Annotated in this window: 15 protein-coding genes; 13 read left to right on the top strand and 2 right to left on the bottom strand. The window is 64.7% G+C overall.

The window, feature by feature from the left end; translation table 11 throughout:
* Window positions 1-2 precede the first annotated feature (2 nt).
* Genes ABE493_RS06625 through ABE493_RS06580 form a run of 10 tightly spaced genes read left to right on the top strand, consistent with a single transcriptional unit; the run spans window position 3 to window position 13436 of the window.
* Window positions 3-731, top strand: a complete 729-nt coding sequence (locus ABE493_RS06625) for a type II secretion system protein (RefSeq protein WP_346498153.1) — start codon at window positions 3-5, stop codon at window positions 729-731.
* Window positions 732-776: 45 nt separating this feature from the next.
* On the top strand, window positions 777-2486 hold the full coding sequence (gene mshL / locus ABE493_RS06620; RefSeq protein ID WP_346498152.1) for a pilus (MSHA type) biogenesis protein MshL: 1710 nt from the start codon (window positions 777-779) through the stop codon (window positions 2484-2486).
* Complete coding sequence (locus tag ABE493_RS06615) at window positions 2483-3394, top strand: tetratricopeptide repeat protein (RefSeq protein WP_346498151.1); 912 nt, start codon at window positions 2483-2485, stop codon at window positions 3392-3394. The genes mshL and ABE493_RS06615 overlap by 4 nt, the downstream gene beginning before the upstream one ends.
* Window positions 3391-4821 carry an AAA family ATPase gene (locus ABE493_RS06610; protein ID WP_346498150.1) on the top strand — a complete coding sequence of 477 codons (1431 nt, stop codon included), beginning with the start codon at window positions 3391-3393 and terminating at the stop codon, window positions 4819-4821. Before ABE493_RS06615 ends, ABE493_RS06610 begins: the two co-directional genes overlap by 4 nt.
* The gene (locus ABE493_RS06605) at window positions 4808-6523 is read left to right on the top strand and encodes a GspE/PulE family protein (RefSeq protein WP_346498149.1); all 1716 of its coding nucleotides are present in this window, start codon (window positions 4808-4810) and stop codon (window positions 6521-6523) included. The genes ABE493_RS06610 and ABE493_RS06605 overlap by 14 nt, the downstream gene beginning before the upstream one ends.
* Window positions 6520-7776, top strand: coding sequence for a type II secretion system F family protein (locus ABE493_RS06600; protein WP_346498148.1), 1257 nt, complete (start codon window positions 6520-6522; stop codon window positions 7774-7776). The genes ABE493_RS06605 and ABE493_RS06600 overlap by 4 nt, the downstream gene beginning before the upstream one ends.
* Window positions 7777-7789: 13 nt before the next feature.
* A complete protein-coding gene (locus ABE493_RS06595; RefSeq protein WP_346498147.1) occupies window positions 7790-8485 on the top strand; it encodes a type II secretion system protein in 696 nt (231 codons plus the stop codon).
* A gap of 15 nt (window positions 8486-8500) precedes the next feature.
* Entirely contained in the window at window positions 8501-11119 is a 2619-nt protein-coding gene (locus ABE493_RS06590; protein WP_346498146.1) for a hypothetical protein, read from the top strand.
* A complete protein-coding gene (locus ABE493_RS06585) occupies window positions 11116-12222 on the top strand; it encodes a hypothetical protein (RefSeq protein WP_346498145.1) in 1107 nt (368 codons plus the stop codon). The genes ABE493_RS06590 and ABE493_RS06585 overlap by 4 nt, the downstream gene beginning before the upstream one ends.
* On the top strand, window positions 12219-13436 hold the full coding sequence (locus ABE493_RS06580; RefSeq protein WP_346498144.1) for a type II secretion system protein: 1218 nt from the start codon (window positions 12219-12221) through the stop codon (window positions 13434-13436). The genes ABE493_RS06585 and ABE493_RS06580 overlap by 4 nt, the downstream gene beginning before the upstream one ends.
* 134 nt (window positions 13437-13570) lie before the next feature.
* Here ABE493_RS06580 and ABE493_RS06575 read toward each other — a convergent pair whose 3' ends face one another.
* The gene (locus ABE493_RS06575; protein ID WP_346498143.1) at window positions 13571-14383 is read right to left on the bottom strand and encodes an AfsR/SARP family transcriptional regulator; all 813 of its coding nucleotides are present in this window, start codon (window positions 14381-14383) and stop codon (window positions 13571-13573) included.
* Window positions 14384-14505: 122 nt separating this feature from the next.
* On the bottom strand, window positions 14506-14991 hold the full coding sequence (locus ABE493_RS06570) for a hypothetical protein (protein ID WP_346498142.1): 486 nt from the start codon (window positions 14989-14991) through the stop codon (window positions 14506-14508).
* Between the two features lie 31 nt (window positions 14992-15022).
* Between ABE493_RS06570 and ilvC the strand changes: the two genes are divergently transcribed.
* The 3 genes from ilvC to ABE493_RS06555 are packed head-to-tail and all read left to right on the top strand — an operon-like array spanning window position 15023 to window position 17998.
* The gene (gene ilvC / locus ABE493_RS06565; RefSeq protein WP_346498141.1) at window positions 15023-15997 is read left to right on the top strand and encodes a ketol-acid reductoisomerase; all 975 of its coding nucleotides are present in this window, start codon (window positions 15023-15025) and stop codon (window positions 15995-15997) included.
* Between the two features lie 38 nt (window positions 15998-16035).
* Window positions 16036-17763 (top strand): acetolactate synthase 2 catalytic subunit, encoded by a 1728-nt coding sequence (ilvG, locus tag ABE493_RS06560; protein ID WP_346498140.1) that lies wholly within the window; start codon window positions 16036-16038, stop codon window positions 17761-17763.
* A complete protein-coding gene (locus ABE493_RS06555; RefSeq protein WP_346498139.1) occupies window positions 17747-17998 on the top strand; it encodes an ACT domain-containing protein in 252 nt (83 codons plus the stop codon). Before ilvG ends, ABE493_RS06555 begins: the two co-directional genes overlap by 17 nt.
* The last annotated feature ends 9 nt before the right edge of the window (window positions 17999-18007 follow it).

Here is an 18007-nt window from a genome sequence, read left to right as displayed (position 1 = left end):
ATATGTACCCCGCGACCCAGCGCAGGAGCCAGCGTGGCTACAGCCTGATCGAGGTCAGCGTGGTGGTGGGCGTGCTTGGCGTACTGACCTTTGCGGTCACCTCGGGACTGGAGAACATCCAGCGCTTCGCTGAGCAACGCGCGGCCATTGCCAACGCCGAGTCGGCCCGCAACGCGGTGCGCGCATTTGCCCTGAACAACAAACGCCTGCCCTGCCCGGCCGGCAGCGGTGCCTACCGCGAAGCTCCACCACCGTGTACGCAGGGCAACGGCTGGTTTCCATACGAGACGCTGGGCATGGCGCCACCGCCGGAACGCAAGCGGATGAAGTACGGCGTCTACATCAGCAGCGTCGCCAATCTCACTGCGCCTGCGCGCGCCGCCAGCGACGGATTGGATCCGGAACGCAGCGGCGGCTTGATGGTCGCACTTGCAGCCGCTGCGGCGGCCCCGGCGCAGACCAGCATTGCTTACTACGTGCAATCAACCTCACAGGGCAGCAGCGTCAGCTGCACCGGCGCGACAAGCGTGAACCCCGCATTCGTGGTCATCGCCCCGGCGACCGACCTGGCCGGCAACAACACTTACTTCGAAGCGCCCCACGGCGCCTTCGGGAGCAGCAGCAACTGCGTCGCATCGCCCGCACATCGCGCCGACGCGGGCATGGACGACGTTGTTGTTGCCGAGAGCACAGCAGAACTTCTGGGCTGGATCTCCAACGCCACCCGCTAGATCCCGCCGCACTACGAAACGAACCATCTATCCAGGGCCGCTTTCATGAACTCCAGACTCACCCCGCGCCATCGCTCTCTCACCAGGTTGCTGACTGTCAGCACCGGCAGTCTGCTGCTGGCCGCTTGTACCAACATGCCGCCGCGCAGCACCCAGGATATGCCGCCGACCGAGTACAAGGCGCTGGAGCGCACCGGCAGCGCGATCAACGAGGAATCGGCCAAGCTCGCTGCGCGCCAGGACAAGCTGTTCGAGGAAGTGGAGCATCGCGCGCCGGCACCTGCTGCGGCTGCGCCCATCGCGCCGGCCTACGACCCGCTGGAGAACAGCGTGGTCAGCCTGAGCATGTATGACGCCGATGTTGGCCAGCTGCTGTGGGCGCTGGCTGACGAGTTGAAGATGAACCTCATCGTCGACCCCAAGGTGCTGCAGCAGAAGCAGCGCGCCAGCCTGCACCTGCGCAATGTGTCCGCGCGTGAGGTTTACCGGCACATCCTGGATGCGTTCGACCTCAATGGTCAGGTCCGTGGCGGTTCGCTGGTGGTGTCGCAGATGAGCGAGCGGATCTTCAACGTCGACATGCTCAACTCGGTCACGATGATGGACCTGGCCTCCGGCGGCGATGTGTTCGGCGCTGGCATGCAGGCCGGTGGTGGCGGTGGTGGTCAATCGCTGAAGGGTGACCTGAGCATTTCCGGCAGCATGGGCAAGGAGAGCGACCCCTACAAACAGCTGGATGCGGCACTGAAGGTGATACTGGCCGAGGACAAGGCCGAGACCGCCGCAGCACGCGATCCGAATGGCCCGCCGGCGCCGGAATCGGCACGCTACAGCCTGGATCCGGGCACCGGTACGCTGTACGTGCGCGCGCGTCCCTCGCAGGTCCGCGCCATCGAAGATCTGCTGGAGCACAGCCAGAAAAAGATGCGTCGGCAGGTGCTGGTTGAAGCACAGATCCTCGACGTGTCGCTCAACGACAACTCCAATTACGGCGTCGATTGGAACCTGCTGCGCAACCGCGTTGCCGGCATCTACGGCGACGCCCCGGCCACGATCATGCCGGTGGCCGACAGCGTCCTGCCCTACAGCACCATGAACCGGCTTGGCGAGCAGGGCCGTACCATCGTGTTCCCGAACCAGACGCTGGGCTCGGTTGCCGGCCGTGCACTTGGCCTGAGTTACATGAGCGACACCTTCTCCGCTGCGGTCAATGTGCTGCGCGGCTTTGGCAACGTCAAAGTGCTGTCCAACCCCAGCGTGCGCGTGCGCAACGGCAGTCCCGCCTACCTGAGCGTGGGCACCAATATCCGCTACGTCACCAAGTCCACCACCAACTTCTCTGGCGGTTCGGGCACCGGGTCGGGCTTCACCTCTTCGGACATCCAGACCGACTCGCTGTTCTCCGGCGTGGTCATTGGTGTGGCGCCGATGGTGCACGAGAACGGCACGGTGGAACTGCTGGTGCATCCGATGCAGACCGAAGTGCAACCAGGCAGTTTGAAGCTGCAGGAGTTCCCCAATGGCAATGCGGTGACCCTGCCGCAGATCAATGTCAAAGGCATCACCACCACGCTCAATCTGCGTGACGGCGATACCGTGCTGCTGGGCGGCCTGATCGACCAGAACTCGTCGATGGACGACCGCGGCATTCCCGGCGCCTCCGACGTGCCGGTGTTCGGCCGTCTGTTCGGTTCACGCGCCAAGACCCACAACACCCGCGAACTGGTGGTCGTGCTGCGGGTGAAAGTGCTGTGAGCCTGATCCATGACGCCCTGAGCGGCGGCGAGTCCTCACCTGCCGCCGACCGGCAGACAGCGCAGACCGCAGCGTGGCAGCAGCTGCCACGCCACGGCAGGTGGCTGCTGTTGGGCGTCGTATTGGCCGGCCCCGCCGGCTACCTGCTGGCCCGTGGTGGCGGCAATGAGCAAGCGCCGATCGCGGCGGCAACGCCTATCCAGGCGCCAGCGTCATTGCCAGGCCCCGCAGCAATGCCGCCTGCGATCAACACATCGCCCGGCGCACGCCCGGGCGCCGACCCAGCCACACAACGCCCTGTGCAGACGGCTGGCGTCAGGACGCTGCCACCGATCGTGTTGGCAACGCGCGTCGCCCCTGCCGCGCCGATCGCGGCCGCTGCCGCAACCTCGGCGAACATCGCTGCCGCGGCTCCCGGCGCTGTCACCAGCACAGCACCCAGCGTCCGCGAAGCAACATCAGCGGTGACGATCACCGTCAGCCAGGCACCGGCAAAGTCCGCATCTGCGACATCGGCGCCGACCAGCGGCGACGAACCAGATCCGATGCAGGTCAAGACCGCGATGTCACGCCTGCAGGCGGCCGTTGCCAGCGGTGACAATGCGGTGCGCGACACCAGCTTGAGCGAGCTGCAGGCATTGCTTCCAGCTGACAGCCTAACCTTGCTGCGTGCGCGCGCCTGGGCTGCACATGGCAACGGCGACATCGAAGACGCTGAGCGCTATTACCGGGCGATCCTGCAGCGGGTTCCTGATGATGAGTACGCAGGCGTCAATCTGGCCTTGATCGATGCCCGTCGCGGAGACCTCAACCAGGCCAGGGATCGGCTGGCCAAGTTGGCCGCACGCAACACCGGCTCGCAGATGGTCAGCCGCGCCCAGGCCGAGTTGGAGACGGCTCGGCAATGAACCCTGCCCTGGCCCGACATCTGCAGACGCTTGGCCTGGAACGCTCACCGTTTCCACCCACGCCCGATGCTGCTTCCTATTACGCCACGCCAATGCTGGAAGGCGAGTTGGTCGAGGCCACCCATGCGCTGCGGACGCGCGCCGGTTTTGTGCTGCTGACCGGTGAAGTCGGCACTGGCAAAAGCACGTTCCTGCGCCGTCTGCTGGGCCAACTGGAAACCGACGGCATCGTGGTTTCGCTGGTATTCAATACTTTCCTGCAGGGCGATGACCTGCTCGCTGCGATCCTGCGTGATTTCGGCTTGACCCCCAAGGGCAACGCCGCCAACGACATCGAAATCCTCAACCGGTTCCTGATCAGCCGCTGGCAGGACCGCACCACCTGCGTATTGATCATCGATGATGCACAGAACCTGACGCTGGCCAGCCTCGAGCTGGTACGGCTGCTGACCAGCCTGGAGACCGGCCAGGAAAAGCTGCTGCAGATCGTGCTGTCCGGGCAACCGGAGCTGCGCGACAACCTGGACCAGCCACAGATCCGCCAGCTGACCAGCCGCATCTGCAAGCACGTGCGGCTGGATGCGCTGGATCTGCAGCAGACCCGTGCCTATGTTGATTTTCGCCTTGCTGCGGCCGGTGCCGCCAGCTCCATCAAGGTGCAACCCGCTGCAGCCGCCGCGCTGCACCGTTGCAGCAAGGGCAATCCGCGCCGCATCCATCTGATCATGGATCGCTGCCTGTATGGCCTGTATGCGCAACCGCAGGGGCAACGGCAGATCGATACCCGGCTGATCCGCAGCGCGGCCGCACAGTCGGGCGTGCGCCCAGCGCGCCGTCACGTCCCCCGCAATGGTCTGGCGATTGCCGCCAGCGTGCTGCTCGCCACGGGCCTTGGCCTGGTGGGCCTGCTGATCGGCAGCAACGAATCCCGCGCCGACAGCAACAGCACCAGCGTCGTCAACGCTGCGCCACTGGAAACCTCCGCCGAACGCACGCCAAGCCACGAGTCCTGGGCCGATTGTCTGCATCGCACCGCCACCCCACAGCAACGCCGGGATCCTGTCTCCGCGCGTACTGCGCTGGCCGTGCACGACTCCGCTGATCTGTGCAGCCAGCAGCATGGCGGCGGCTGGGAGATCGCCTGGAGCCCGCCGCAGGGCGTCCACAACTTCCAGGACCCAGCCACCGTGGACAACGCGCTGCGTGGGCTGCAGATACAGCTCACTGCCCTGGGCCATTACGACGGCGCCATCGATGGCCAGTTCGGCCGTTTGACCCAACGCGCCTTGGCCCGCTTCCAGCACGAGCTCGGGGTGCCTGCCAGCGGCCAGATCGATCCGCTGACGCTGCGCCTGCTCGAAGACCGCACGGGCCACCCCACCTCTCTTTCCAGACCTACGGATTCCGCATCCCATGACAACGGCTGACTCCCGCATTCCCCCAGCTTCGGCCAACAACACCCAGGGGTTGGTCAGCCTCGAGCAGGCCAAGCTCGGTGTCGTGCTCAACGAGCGCGGCCTGCTTGATCCCATCCAGCTGCTGTACGCACGGCAGAAGAATCTGGTCGAGCAGACCAGCTTCGGCCGGCTGCTGATACGCCATGGTCTGGCGAACGAATCGGATATTGTCCGCACCCAGGCCGAGCTGGAGAACATGGAGTACGCGCAGGTCGATACCCTGCCCGTGCCGGACGCGCAGGTACTGGCCATCTTCAACCGCGAGCTGTGCCAGCTGCGCCAGTTCCTGCCGTTGCGCCGCAGCGGCGACCAGCTCGAAGTGCTGCTCGGCGACGCTGACCCGGCGGCGGTGCAGCAGCTGGTGCTGCAGCGCTGCGGCCTGCGCTGCCGCTTCTTCCAGGGCGAATACGGCAAGGTTGCGCGGCTGATCCGGCAGACCTATTACTTCGCCCAGAACCCGATCGAGAGCCTGCTTGAGAAAGAGATCCGGCGCCTGGCGGTGGACAACGACCACGCTTACAGCCCGGAGAAACTGCTCGATTACCTGTTGCATCTGGCCATCCGCGAGCGCACCACCGACATCCACATCGCACCTTCCGAGCACAGCCTGCATGTGCTGTTCCGCATCGACGGCGTGCTTCGCCCGATGTGGGCCATGCCCAACTCGCTCAGCCGCCTGCTCGGCTACATCAAGCTGGCAGCGGAGATGGACATCTCCGAACAACGCCGGCCGCAGGACGGCAGCTTCCGCGCCACCGTACTGGATTCGCCCATTACCGTGCGTGTGTCGACCCTGATCACCGACTCTGGCGAACGCACCGTGATGCGTCTGCTGCCCGAGCACAGCGATCTGGCCGGGCTGGAGGAAATGGGCTTCTTCCCCGAAGACGTGGCCGCCCTGGAGCGCCTGTTCTCGCGCCCGGCCGGGCTGATCCTGATCACCGGCCCCACCGGCTCGGGCAAGAGCTCATCGCTGCATGCCGCGCTGCGCATGCAGTCGCTGATCGAGCGCAACGTGCTGACCGTCGAAGACCCGATCGAGTACCGCGTGCCCGGCGCCGGCCAGACCGAAGTCAACCGCCGCGCCGGCTACGAGTTCGGCTCCGCGCTGCGCCACTTCCTGCGCCACGATCCGGATGTGATCCTGCTCGGCGAAATGCGCGATGCGGAAACCGCACAGGCGGCGTTGGAAGCAGCGGCCACCGGCCATCTGGTGTTGTCCACCCTGCACGTGACCAGCGTGTTCGGCGTGGTGCCGCGCCTGCGTCCGCTTGGTCTGGAAGCACAGGTCATCGCCGACAATCTGCTGGCAGTGGTCAACCAGCGTCTGGTCCGGCAGAACTGCATGTTCTGCAGCACGGATGTCCCGTTCACCGAAGCCGAACTGGCCTGGATGAACCTGCCGCCCGGCACCTGCGGACGCCGTGGTCAAGGCTGCGACCGCTGCCGTGGCAGCGGCTACTACGGGCGCCTGCCGGTGTACGACATCATGATGGTGGACGAACCGCTGGCCAATGGCATTTCCGACGACGCCAGCCGCGAAACCGTGCGCAACCTGGCGATGAACGCCGGCTTCCGGGGCATCGAGCAGATTTCGCAACGGCGGGTGATTGCCGGCCAGACCACCAGCGAGGAAATCCTGCGCGTGGTCGGCGTGGGTCCCTCGCCATGAACGTCTACTACTACCGCCTGTTGTTGAACAGCGGCCGCGTCCGCAGCGGGGTCACCCAGCTGTCGGTCGAGCGCGATGCCTCCGCACGGATGTGGCTGGAAAAGAACTTCGATGCCGTGGTGCTCACCCTGTACCGGCTCCCGGGTTGGTTGGCCGAGACCCAGCGTTCGCTCTCGCACCTGTTCAAGCCGACCATCAAACCGGTGGAACTGGCCGGCATGCTGCGCGACCTGGCAGTGATGACCAGCGCCGGCATTCCCGTCATGGAGGCACTGCGCGCGGTCGCCAACGAAGTGGGCAGTGGGCCAACCTCCAACCCGGCTAAGCTGGCAAGGCGCCTGCTCGAGGAACTGGATGCGGGTGCCACCTTCAGCGAGGCGTTTGCGCGTTACCCGGATGCATTCCCGGAGACCGTACGCAACCTGGTGATGATCGGCGATGAAACCGGCTCGATGGACCGCATGCTCAAGGAAGCGGCCGATCATGTCGAACGCATCTCCAAGATGACTGCCGACACCCGCCAGGCATTGATCTACCCGGCCTTCGTTTTCTCGGCGATCTTCGCCGCGGGTGGCTTCTGGATCTATTACGTGATCCCGAACCTGTCCGATCTTTTCAAGCAGATGAATGCCAAGCTGCCACCGCTCACCATCGCGGTGATGAAAGGGTCGGAGTGGTTGATTGGCCATTTCACCTGGATCGTTGCCGGCATGGTGTTGGCCGCATTCGCACTGTGGGTCACCTGGCGCCATTCGCGTCCATTCCGGCGTGCGGCGCACTACACGCTGCACAAGCTGCCCATCGCCAAGACCATCATGTATTCGTCTGGTTTGGCTTTCTTCACCGAGTACATGGCGCTGCTGATCCGCGCCGGCGTGGACATGGTGAGCAGCCTGCAGGTGATGGAACGGGCGATGCAGGACGAGTATTACCGCGACCGCATCATCGCCATCCGCCAGGTACTGGAACGCGGCGACCGCGTCTCGGCGGCAATGCGTCAGGTTGGCGGTTTCCCTTCGATGATGGTGCGCATGATCGGCGTTGGTGAGGACACCGGCACCTTGGACTCGCAGTTTTCGCGGCTCTCGGAGGAATACAGCCTGCGGCTGCAGCGCTTGATCACCAATCTGTCGGAAATCATCAAGCCGGTGGTCGTGCTGTTTGCCGGCGGCATGTTCGTGTTTCTGATCGTGGCGCTGCTGTTGCCGGTCTATGACCTCGTGCAGCAGGCGATCACCGCGCCTCACATGTAATCAAGGACTCCCGATGATTCGTTTCAATCCACGCAACGCGCGCGGCTTCACCTTGATGGAGATGGCCGTGGTGCTGGTAATCATCGCCGTGCTCATCGGCGGGGTCAGCGTTGGCCGTGATGTCTATCGCAGCGCGGTGGCCGAACGTATCGGCAGCCAGTTCATCCAGGGCTGGATGTTGGCCTACGACCAGTACGTCGCCCAGGTCGGCGGGGTACCGGCGGACGATATCGCCAACCCCACCGGCAAGGTCAACAAGGGCAGCTCGGCGCTGTGCCGGGACAACCTGCGCGACGAAATGCTGCGCTATGGCATCACCTTGCCCGAGGGCCGCGCCGAAGGACTGGAGTCACGCTACGTCTACCAGGACGCGGCAGGCTTGCCGCGCGAACTGGAGGTGTGCTTCCAGGCCGTACCCGACTGGGCCGAGCCCACCACCGGCAACGCCTACCTGCCACGCCCGCGCAATGTGATGCGCCTGACCGGGCTCACCCCGGAGCTTGCGCGGCAACTGGATGTGCGCATCGACGGCAATATCAACGCCCGCTTCGGCCGGGTGCGCGAAGTCGGCTCGCACAACCTGACGTCGGCGGTGTCGGCGCCACCGCCGGAGTTCCCGTGGAGCAGGAACGAAAAAGACAGCCGCACACACGCCAATGACACCGGCCAGGTACTCGCCGTCGATGCCTACCTCAAGCTGAATCGCTGACCGGGCTGAATCGCCATGACCTTACACGCCAACCTGCGCGCGTTGCGCGCTCCCTCGCCGGTACGACAACGCGGCATGACCTTGCTGCAGGTCGCACTTATGCTGCTGCTGTTGGGCGCGTTGATCGCATCCGGCTTCCAGGTGCTGCAGTCGCGTACGGCCAGCCGGCAGTCCGAGCAGCAAGCGCAGGCGCTGAGCTGGGCCGACCAGGCCATCACCGCCTTCGCTGCCGCCAACTCGCGTCTGCCGTGCCCGGCCAGCACGCCGGAGGGCAAGGAAGACTGTGCCTCCGGCAACAGCAAGGGTTACCTGCCGGTAGCCACGCTGGACACGTTCTTCGACGCCAACAGCAGTTCGATCATCGGTTCCTCCGGCGGCGGCAGACTCCCCAGTCCCGTGCTGTACGCGGTGAACCGGCCTGCAGCAGCACCGGCAGCGGCGCCTTACGCGGCCAGCGCAGGCACCTCCATTGATCTGGCGCTTGCCTCCGCGCGCTACAGCCCCCCCGCCTACAACGGCGAAGACAACGTCTACGAGGCACGCGACGACTTCGAAGTGCCTGCCAGCACGCCGGGTGCACCCGCTACCGCATTCGAGTACGACGCCATCAATGGGCTCGACTTCTGCGCATCGCTGGGCCAGGCCGCGGTCGCCGGCAGCAGCGGCCTGTCGACCACCGTGGCCGGCAGCAGCCGCGTCATTGCTTACGGCGTCGCCGTCGCCGGGCCTGACGCGGGCAGCAACGGTCGTTTCGACGATGCCAACCTCAGCAACGCATTGACCCTGGCCGACCCGGCAAAAGAAAACGCCGCCGACTACGATGACCGCGTACGCGTGCGCACCTTCGAATCACTCGCGCAGTTGGTGGGCTGCAGCCTGCTGACCTCGCGTCTGGCGAGCAATGGCCGCGTCGCCTTCGCCGACAACGTGCCGGTTTCGTCGCTTGATCTGCTGGCCGATGCAGCGGGCATCGACGACTCGGTCAAGGACACCCAGGAGAGCACCGTCGGCAACGCCGAGGACGCGGTTGCCGGCGGCCAGCAGGCGGTCGCCTTCGGCACCATCGGCGTGGTGATGGCCGGCGTCGACGTAGCCGCTGCCGGCCTGGATCTGGCCGAGGCCATCGTACTGTTGGCCCAGAACGTGGTGCGCTGTGCGGTATCACTGGGCATCGAATGCTGGCGCGTCCCCCTCTCAACCGCAGCGCTGGTCAAGCAATCGGTGGCGCTTGGCTTGAACATCGCAGCGTTGGCACAGAACATCGCTGCCCTGGGCCAGAACAGCGCGGCCCTGTCCGAGGCCGACGTCGTGCTGCGTCTGGCCAACTCCGCTGTCGAAGCCAACGCCACCAGCCTCGCCGAAGCCATCCAGCGCGCGCGCGACTCGGCCTATGGGGTCTGCAAGGACCACCGTGACCCGCTGACCGGCGCGGTCAGCAGCGTCTGTGATCCGAAGGGCCTGAAGCAGACCTCCGAAGAGGCCGAAGCGGAAGCCAAGGCTGCGGAAACAAAACGCGATGCCTACTACAACCAGTACATGCTGCACTGGGAAGACCGCAACCTGCAGTACCGCATCCAGGGCTGGGGTGGCATGTCCACCACTGAGCGGAACCGCCAGCTGAATCTGCTCCGCTACCAGTTGCAGACAGCACGTGACTACATGGATGCCCTCATCGCTTTTGACGTACTGAAAGCAGACCAGAAGAACTACGCCGAGCGCCTGAAGCAGTTTCAATCGCTGATCGATCAATACGACGACAGCGACGCGGACCGTGCTAAAGCCTTGGCCGAGTGCAACAAGAAAGGCGCAGAGGCAGACAGAATCAGCTGCCGCGCGGCATTGGAGCAGATTGCCGCCTCCAAAAGCTGCGAGAAGGAACCGTCGGAGATCGAAAGAATCGTCTGCGAAAGCTCCGCCAGCAACGTTGTCTATGTCAAAACCTGCGTGCGCGATGGCGTGCTGGAGCAGTTCGCCCCGACCGTCAACGCCGATGGCACCTCCGCGTCCACCGCCGGCCCTTACTGCATCCCGGCGCTGAAGGATGCCATTGTCTACAACAACGGCAAGATGGCCGAACACCAGGTCATCGTGGACCGCTTGTATGACAATGCTGCCAGCTCCGGCGCCACCAAGGAGTTCAGCAATGTCTGGATCGAGCCGGTGAAGGACGCCGATGGCAATGTGGTAACCGCCGGTTACTGGGTCACGTCAGCGCCTTACGCCAGCCGCTATCCGCCCGGCAATCAATGGCCGTTCTGCTCGGCGGAGATGATCCAGCAGAAGCAGTGCAACTCACTGACCGCTTTGTTCCCGTACTGGAAAAATGGCAATTACCTGCCGTTGATACGCAGGCAGGGCTCCGGCTTCTGGCTGTCGTATGGCGATGCCTACCGTGAACACAAGACCCGCGCACAGGTTGCGGCAAAGTCACGCGCCAATGCCGATACCACGGCCAGCCAGTTCGCCGCTGCCGTGGCCGGTTACCAGCAGTTGCTGAAAGTCGCGTTCAACAACTCCAATTCGGCGGGCACCGAGCTGTGGCTTGGCCCCAATCAGACAGTGAAGGCAGCAGATGACCGTGGTGCAGTGGGACCTGATCGCAACGCAGCTGTGCAATCGGCGGTGTCGCCATGATTGAGCGCAGCCGTCTGCGTCCAGCGCCCGGCTGGACCCTGTTGGAAATGGCAGTGGTGCTGGTGATTGCCGCGCTGTTGGCGGTGGTGGTGCTGCCGCTGTTGCCGCTGGGCGCGAAAATGGGCGCGCAGGAACTGGCAGAGCAACGCCTGTCGCAGGCACAGGATGCACTGGTGGGTTACTCACTCAGCCATTTCCGCCTGCCCTATGCCGATCAGGATGGTGATGGCCGGGAAGATATCGGCGCGCTGGCCGGGCGCCTGCCCGGCTCAACCCTGGGCCTGGCCGACAACGCGCCGATGGGCTATGCGGTAAAGGGCGAACTGGCGGCTGCGGCCGACCCCATGCTGTACAACCCGGATCTGCCCGTCGTGGCCGGCGTGGCCACCACGCCGTTGGCAAACGGTCTGGACTTCTGCGTGCGTCTGGCCGGCACCTTGAACAACAACGGCTTGCACGTAGGCGGCACGGTCGCCTCGGCCTTCGCGTTGAGCCACCGTCTAGCCGATGGCGGTGGCCAAGCAGTCCCGATCAGCATTTCCAGCGCCTATAACGGCCCTGCTGCCGGCGATGCCAGCCTGCTCACCAATGGGCTTGGCATGGGCGAGCTGTATGCGCGCATGGGCTGTATCGAGCGCCTGCCGCGCGCCTATGCGGCCGCGCAATCGGCGCAGACCGCACAAAGTGAGTACCTGCTGGCCGACCTGCACAAGACCACCCGCGACTTCTATCAGGAGATTGCCGACCTGGACCGCGACAATGCGCAGATCGCGGTCGATTTTGCTGCATTCGACCTGGCCCTTGGGCTGATTCAGGTGGCGATGTCCGCAGTGATGGCGGTTCCGGATCTGGTTCCGCCCGAAGACGCGTTCAAGGTTGCCGTCGCCATTGCGCAAGGCATCATCGCTGCGGCGCAGATCGGCACCACCGTCTACGCGCTGGTGCAGGCTGCGGCGCAAGCCAAGGAAGATGCCGGCACCGGCTACCAGGCCGCGCTCAACAGCAAAGCCGCCGCCGCCGCGCAGCTTGCAAGAATCACCGAGCTGCGCAACGCCGCCGCACTGAAGGCGCGTCAACTCGATGCAACCGGGCTGAACCCATGAGCGCACTCTCACCCGCAGCCAACACCGCACGCCGGCAGCGTGGCTTTTCGTTGCTGGAACTGGCCTTGGTGCTGGTCATACTGGGCGTCATCGGCGTCATCCTGGTGCGCTGGTACGGCAACGTGCAGCAACAGAAACAGCAGACCCATACACGCAGCCTGGTACAACGCGCGGACGATGCGGTGCTCGGTTTTGCCGCCACCCACCAACGGCTTCCGTGCCCGGCCAGTGACGAACAGGGCATGGAGGACTGCGCAGCGCCAGCTACCGGGCGTTTGCCGTGGAAGTCGCTGGGCCTGCCCGACGCACGCGCCGGGCAACTGGCCTATGGTGTGCTGCGTTATGCCAACGCGGCAGCACCGCAGCTGGACGCCGACCTGGCCAGCCTGCAGGACCGCAACCGGCCACTGCAGATGCTGACCGGCGATGTAGCCACCACCGTGGCATTGGGCAACGTCAATGGCCTGGATCTCTGCCACGGCCTGCGCGTGGCGATGCGGCTGCCGCTGAATACCAATCACCTGCACAGCGTGGAAGACGTCGCTGGCGCCCCGCGCGGCCGCAACGTGGCCTACGCCATTGCCACCCGCCAGCCCGGCAGCAGCTCCAGCATCATCAGTGGCAAACCCAATGGGTTTCATTCGCTACGGCGCAGCAACGATGCCGATTATCTGAACCAGATACGCATCACCGGCACCGATCAGCTGTGGGCGCGCCTGCAGTGTTCAGAGCCGGTAGCGTCGGTGACTTACAGCCACTTCAACGTGGCCGCAGCGGCCAAGATGGATGCCAAGTCCATGCTCGACCTGCAGGAACAGCTGCGCATCCTGGAGAAACTGGCCAAGGTGAACGCTGATTTCGCCACCGCCTCGGTGCTTGAAGGCACTGCCGGTGCAACCGGGGCCAGCGCCGGCATCGCCGGTGCCCTGGCCGATCTGGCCAAGGCGGCGGCCAACCCGGAGCTGAAGTCGCCGGAGATATTTACCGGCAACACCAAGCTGGCGCTGTCCATAGCAGCAACCGTGGCGGCTGCGACCGTGGCGATCAAGGCCGGCATTCTCAAGAGTTCCACCGACAAGGCACTCAAGCGGTCCCAGGATCTGTACAAACGCATCCAGGAACCGGAAACCGGCTTGACCCACCTTTCCAGCGAGCTTTCCCAGGATCTGTATGTACGCGCCGTGCAGGCCGACGGTCGCGGCATGCAGCCTTGATCAACGATAGCGGCGATCACGGCTGCATGCCCTCTGCCCGCAGCAAGCTGCGATCATGCCGCCGGCAGAAACAACAATGGCGACCCTCGGGCCGCCATCGTTGTTTCTGTCGCGTTGCGAACCGCTTCAGCCCATCACGCGGCCGCCAGGCTTGCCGCCGCGAGCGGGCTTGTCGCCCGGCCACCAATCTGCTCCAACAGCTGCCGCGTCTCCGTGCCCGGGTCCAGGCCCAGCTCGCTGCGCAGCAGCGACTCGAAGCGCTGGTAGACCTTCAGCGCCGCCGTGCGCATGCCGCCGCCGGCATGGGCGCGCATCACCCGTCGCGCATGCGCTTCATTCCACGGATCGCGCTGGCTCAGTGCGCGCGCCAGCTGTATCGCCGGCTCCCAGCGCGAGGTTTCCAGCATCTCATCGCAGCAGCGCTCGGCCGCGCCCATCAGCTGGGCCTCCAGCATCTGCCTTGTGGCTTCCAGCCAGGATTGGAAATTGGAGTCGGCAATGTCCTCCATGCCGTCCATGAATATCCGTTGCTCGGCCAGCAGGTAGACCGACTGGCAGGGCGCCAGATGCAGCAGGTCGATATCGAACATGGGCTCACTGCCGCGCATCAGGCCCACCGCCGAGCGCTCGATGCGCAGAATATCGGCGCCCAGTGCCATGCAGCAGAAGCGATTGAGGTTGCTCAGCACCTGCCGCAGGTTGGTCAGCGCACTGGTCTCACCCAGGGTCGGCCACAGCAGTGCCGCCAGCGCCGCCCGCGAATGCATGCGATTGGACTCCATCGCCAGATAGCCCAGCAGGGCCCAGCCCTTGCGATAGATCAGCGGCGCGGGCAAGCCATCGATCTGGCCCATCAGCTGCACCAGGCCAGTAATCGGTGCGCCACTGTGCCCGCCACACCGGTTGGTGCCCGCGCAGGCGGCATCCTGCTCTACTAATTGCGTCATGGTTTCCCCCGGCTGGGCCGGCAGAAAGAGGCCCTTACTTGTTAAACCGGCAAAAGCGGCGCAATCCAATCATCGGCGTGGGAAAAACTTTCACCCGCTTCACTCAAGTGCCTATTAATGGTTCAAATCCGCGCAATCCGCACACTGCGCGCAGGCGTCAGTGGAGGTTTCAGCCGCAACCATGCCCCTACGGCGGGGTTTACGCGGTGGTTCAAGACAATCACACCTGCAAGCGTTGACAGCGCGTGGCGGCGGTGGTTATCTCGACTAATGCTGCAACGCCACAACACCACCGCCAACTTGTCTTCGACCCCGGCTCGCGCCGCGGCGTCGCTGCTTGTACTCGTACTTATTACCGAACCTACAGGGGCGGGGCGAGCTGGCGCGTAGCAGAAAATGCCAGATTCGAACAAAGACCCCGCACCGGCCCCGGCGCGGGGTTTTTCGTTTCCAGCTTCTATTTCATCTGAAACCATGTATTCGACCCCAGACACCTTGAACAAACACACCGCCAACGCTGCCACTTGCAGCGCTGCGACCTGCATGGTGTCTGCCCTGCCCGCCCCGGCCGCTGCGTCCTGACGCAACGGCCGTTTCTTTTTCTGCATGTCTCTCTTCATCGCAAGGAAACCAAGCACCATGAGCACCAACGAACTGCCCCAGATCAAAATCGCCGTCGTCGGTTACGGCAGCCAGGGCCGCGCCCATGCCATGAACCTGCGTGAATCCGGCTTCGACGTGATCGTCGGCCTGCGCGCTGGTGGCCCCACCGAGGTCAAGGCCCAGGCCGATGGCTTCACCGTCAAGACCCCGGCCGAAGCGGTCAAGGACGCCGACCTGGTCGCCGTACTGACCCCGGACATGGTGCAGAAGAAGCTGTACAACGAGGTGCTGGCACCGAACATGAAGCAGGGTGCCTGCCTGTTGTTCGCGCACGGCCTGAACGTGCATTTCGGCATGATCGAACCGCGCGCCGACCTGGACGTGGTGCTGGTCGCGCCGAAGGGCCCGGGCGCGCTGGTCCGCCGCGAATATGAAATCGGCCGCGGCGTGCCGTGCATCTACGCGGTCTACCAGGACAAGAGCGGCAATGCCGAGCAGTACGCCCTGGCTTATGCCGCTGGCCTGGGCGGCGCACGCGCCAACATCATCAAGACCACCTTCAAGGAAGAAACCGAAACCGATCTGTTCGGCGAGCAGGCCGTGCTGTGCGGCGGCGCTTCCTCGCTGGTGCAGGCCGGCTTTGAAACGCTGGTGGAAGCCGGCTACCAGCCGGAAATCGCCTACTACGAAGTGCTGCACGAACTGAAGCTGATCGTGGACCTGTTCTACGAAGGCGGCATCACCCGCATGCTGGAATTCATCTCCGAGACCGCGCAGTACGGCGACTTCGTCAGCGGCCCGCGCGTCATCGATGCATCGGTGAAGGCACGCATGAAGGACGTGCTGACCGACATCCAGAACGGCACCTTCACCAAGAACTGGGAAGCCGAGTACGACGCCGGCCTGCCGAACTACAAGAAGTTCCAGCAGGCCGACATGGAGCACCCGATCGAAAAGGTTGGCAAGGAACTGCGCGCCAAGATGGTTTGGCTGCAAGGTCAGACTGCGTAATCCGCGGTCCCCCACCCGCAACTGGCAAAGGTCGCTGCATGAACACTTCCACCCCCGGTGCGCCCCGTAACGGCGCACGCTGGCTGACGCAGGCCCTGGAAGCCGAAGGCGTGCAAACGCTGTTCGGTTACCCGGGCGGCACCATCATGCCGTTCTATGACGCATTGGTGGACTCCAGCCTCAAGCACATCCTGGTACGTCACGAGCAGGGCGCGGCGCTGGCCGCCAACGGGTACGCCCGCGCCAGCGGCAAGGTAGGCGTATGCGTGGCCACTTCCGGCCCGGGTGCGTCCAACCTGGTCACCGGCATCGCCGATGCCATGCTCGACTCGGTACCGATGGTGTGCCTGACCGGCCAGGTCGGTACCCCGTTGCTGGGTACCGATGCCTTCCAGGAACTGGATGTGTTCGGCATGACCTTGCCGATCGTCAAGCACAGCTGGCTGGTGCGCAGCGTCGATGACCTGCCCCACGTGGTTGCCGAAGCCTTCCGTGTCGCCCGCGAAGGGCGGCCCGGTCCGGTGCTGATCGACCTGCCCAAGGATGTGCAGTTGGCCAATGCCGCACATCTGCCCGATCACGTGCCGGCCTCGGTCGATCCGATTCCGGCACCGGCGGCCGCGGCGTTGGCCGAGGCTCTGGCAGCCATCGCCCAGGCCGAGAAGCCGGTGATCTATGGCGGCGGCGGTATCGCTCTGGCCGATGCGGTAGGCGAGTTCCGCCAGTTCGTCGAAGCCACCGGCATCCCCACCGTGCTGACCCTGCGCGGGCTGGGTGCCCTGCCCGCCAACCATCCGCAATACCTGGGCATGCTGGGCATGCACGGCACCCGCGCCGCCAACATGGCGGTGCAGGAGTCGGACCTGCTGATCGTGGTCGGCGCACGTTTTGATGACCGTGCCACCGGCAAGCTGACCGAGTTCGCGCCGTTTGCCCGCGTCATCCACCTGGATGCGGATATCTATGAAATCTCCAAGCTGCGTGGTGCCGACATCTCGTTGCCGGGCAATGTGCGCGACGGCCTGCAGGCATTGATCGGCGAGCGAGCCAACTGCAATGCCTGGCGCGCCCGCTGCGCGGCCAACCGCGAAAAGTTCACCGCCCGCTATGACGCTCCCGGCGAGCAGATCTACGCGCCGCGCCTGCTGAAGCGGCTGAGCGAAGTGGCACCGCCCGACACCGTCATCGCCTGCGATGTCGGCCAGCACCAGATGTGGGTGGCGCAGCATTGCCGCTTCAACCACCCGCGCAACCACCTCACTTCTGGTGCGTTGGGCACGATGGGCTTCGGCCTGCCGGCGGCGATGGGCGCGCAGTTCGCCTGCCCCGACCGCACCGTGGTGCTGGTTTCCGGCGATGGCAGCTTCATGATGAACGTGCAGGAGCTGGTGACCATCGCCCGCTGCAAGCTGCCGATCAAGATCGTGCTGCTGGACAACTCCTCGCTGGGCATGGTGCGCCAGTGGCAGGAGCTGTTCCACGCAGAGCGTTACAGCGAGATCGATCTGTCCGACAACCCGGACTTCGTCGCCCTGGCCCAGGTGTTCGGCATCAAGGCCAAGCGCATCGTCGACCGCGCCGAGGTCGAGGACGGCCTGGCCGAACTGTTCGACGCGCCCGGCCCGATGCTGCTGCACGTGGCCATCGACGCACGCGCCAACGTCTGGCCGCTGGTGCCACCCAACAACGCCAACAGCACCATGCTGGACAGCAACCCGGCCCATGCCAAGGCAACGCAGGAGAGTTCCAATGCAATACCGGCTTGACCTGGTGCTGAAGCCTGCCGAAGGCGCGCTGGTGCGCGTGCTCGGCATGGTCGAGCGTCGCGGTTTTTCCGCCAGCAACATCGCCGGCACCCGCAAGGCCGACGATGCCGGCCGCTGGCACGTGCAGATCGACATCGATGGCACGCGCCCACTGGAAACGCTGTGCCATCAATTGCAGAAAATCTATGACTGCGATTCGGTGCGCGTGGTACCGGTAGCAGGTGCCAGCGTATGAACAGCGATG

Origin of the sequence: Stenotrophomonas terrae, assembly GCF_039674165.1 — a bacterium.
In the GTDB taxonomy this organism is placed as follows: Bacteria; Pseudomonadota; Gammaproteobacteria; order Xanthomonadales; family Xanthomonadaceae; genus Stenotrophomonas; species Stenotrophomonas terrae_A.
This window is presented reverse-complemented; position numbering and strand designations above follow the sequence as displayed.

Excerpts from the sequence above, each read along its gene's own strand:
- ABE493_RS06575 (WP_346498143.1), bottom strand. The coding sequence starts at position 14,383 with ATGACGCAATTAGTAGAGCAGGATGCCGCCTGCGCGGGCACCAACCGG.
- ABE493_RS06555 (WP_346498139.1), top strand. The coding sequence starts at position 17,747 with ATGCAATACCGGCTTGACCTGGTGCTGAAGCCTGCCGAAGGCGCGCTG.
- ABE493_RS06580 (WP_346498144.1), top strand. The coding sequence starts at position 12,219 with ATGAGCGCACTCTCACCCGCAGCCAACACCGCACGCCGGCAGCGTGGC.
- mshL (WP_346498152.1), top strand. The coding sequence starts at position 777 with ATGAACTCCAGACTCACCCCGCGCCATCGCTCTCTCACCAGGTTGCTG.
- ilvG (WP_346498140.1), top strand. The coding sequence starts at position 16,036 with ATGAACACTTCCACCCCCGGTGCGCCCCGTAACGGCGCACGCTGGCTG.
- ABE493_RS06570 (WP_346498142.1), bottom strand. The coding sequence starts at position 14,991 with ATGCAGAAAAAGAAACGGCCGTTGCGTCAGGACGCAGCGGCCGGGGCG.
- ABE493_RS06585 (WP_346498145.1), top strand. The coding sequence starts at position 11,116 with ATGATTGAGCGCAGCCGTCTGCGTCCAGCGCCCGGCTGGACCCTGTTG.
- ABE493_RS06605 (WP_346498149.1), top strand. The coding sequence starts at position 4,808 with ATGACAACGGCTGACTCCCGCATTCCCCCAGCTTCGGCCAACAACACC.
- ABE493_RS06610 (WP_346498150.1), top strand. The coding sequence starts at position 3,391 with ATGAACCCTGCCCTGGCCCGACATCTGCAGACGCTTGGCCTGGAACGC.
- ilvC (WP_346498141.1), top strand. The coding sequence starts at position 15,023 with ATGAGCACCAACGAACTGCCCCAGATCAAAATCGCCGTCGTCGGTTAC.
- ABE493_RS06625 (WP_346498153.1), top strand. The coding sequence starts at position 3 with ATGTACCCCGCGACCCAGCGCAGGAGCCAGCGTGGCTACAGCCTGATC.
- ABE493_RS06600 (WP_346498148.1), top strand. The coding sequence starts at position 6,520 with ATGAACGTCTACTACTACCGCCTGTTGTTGAACAGCGGCCGCGTCCGC.
- ABE493_RS06590 (WP_346498146.1), top strand. The coding sequence starts at position 8,501 with ATGACCTTACACGCCAACCTGCGCGCGTTGCGCGCTCCCTCGCCGGTA.
- ABE493_RS06595 (WP_346498147.1), top strand. The coding sequence starts at position 7,790 with ATGATTCGTTTCAATCCACGCAACGCGCGCGGCTTCACCTTGATGGAG.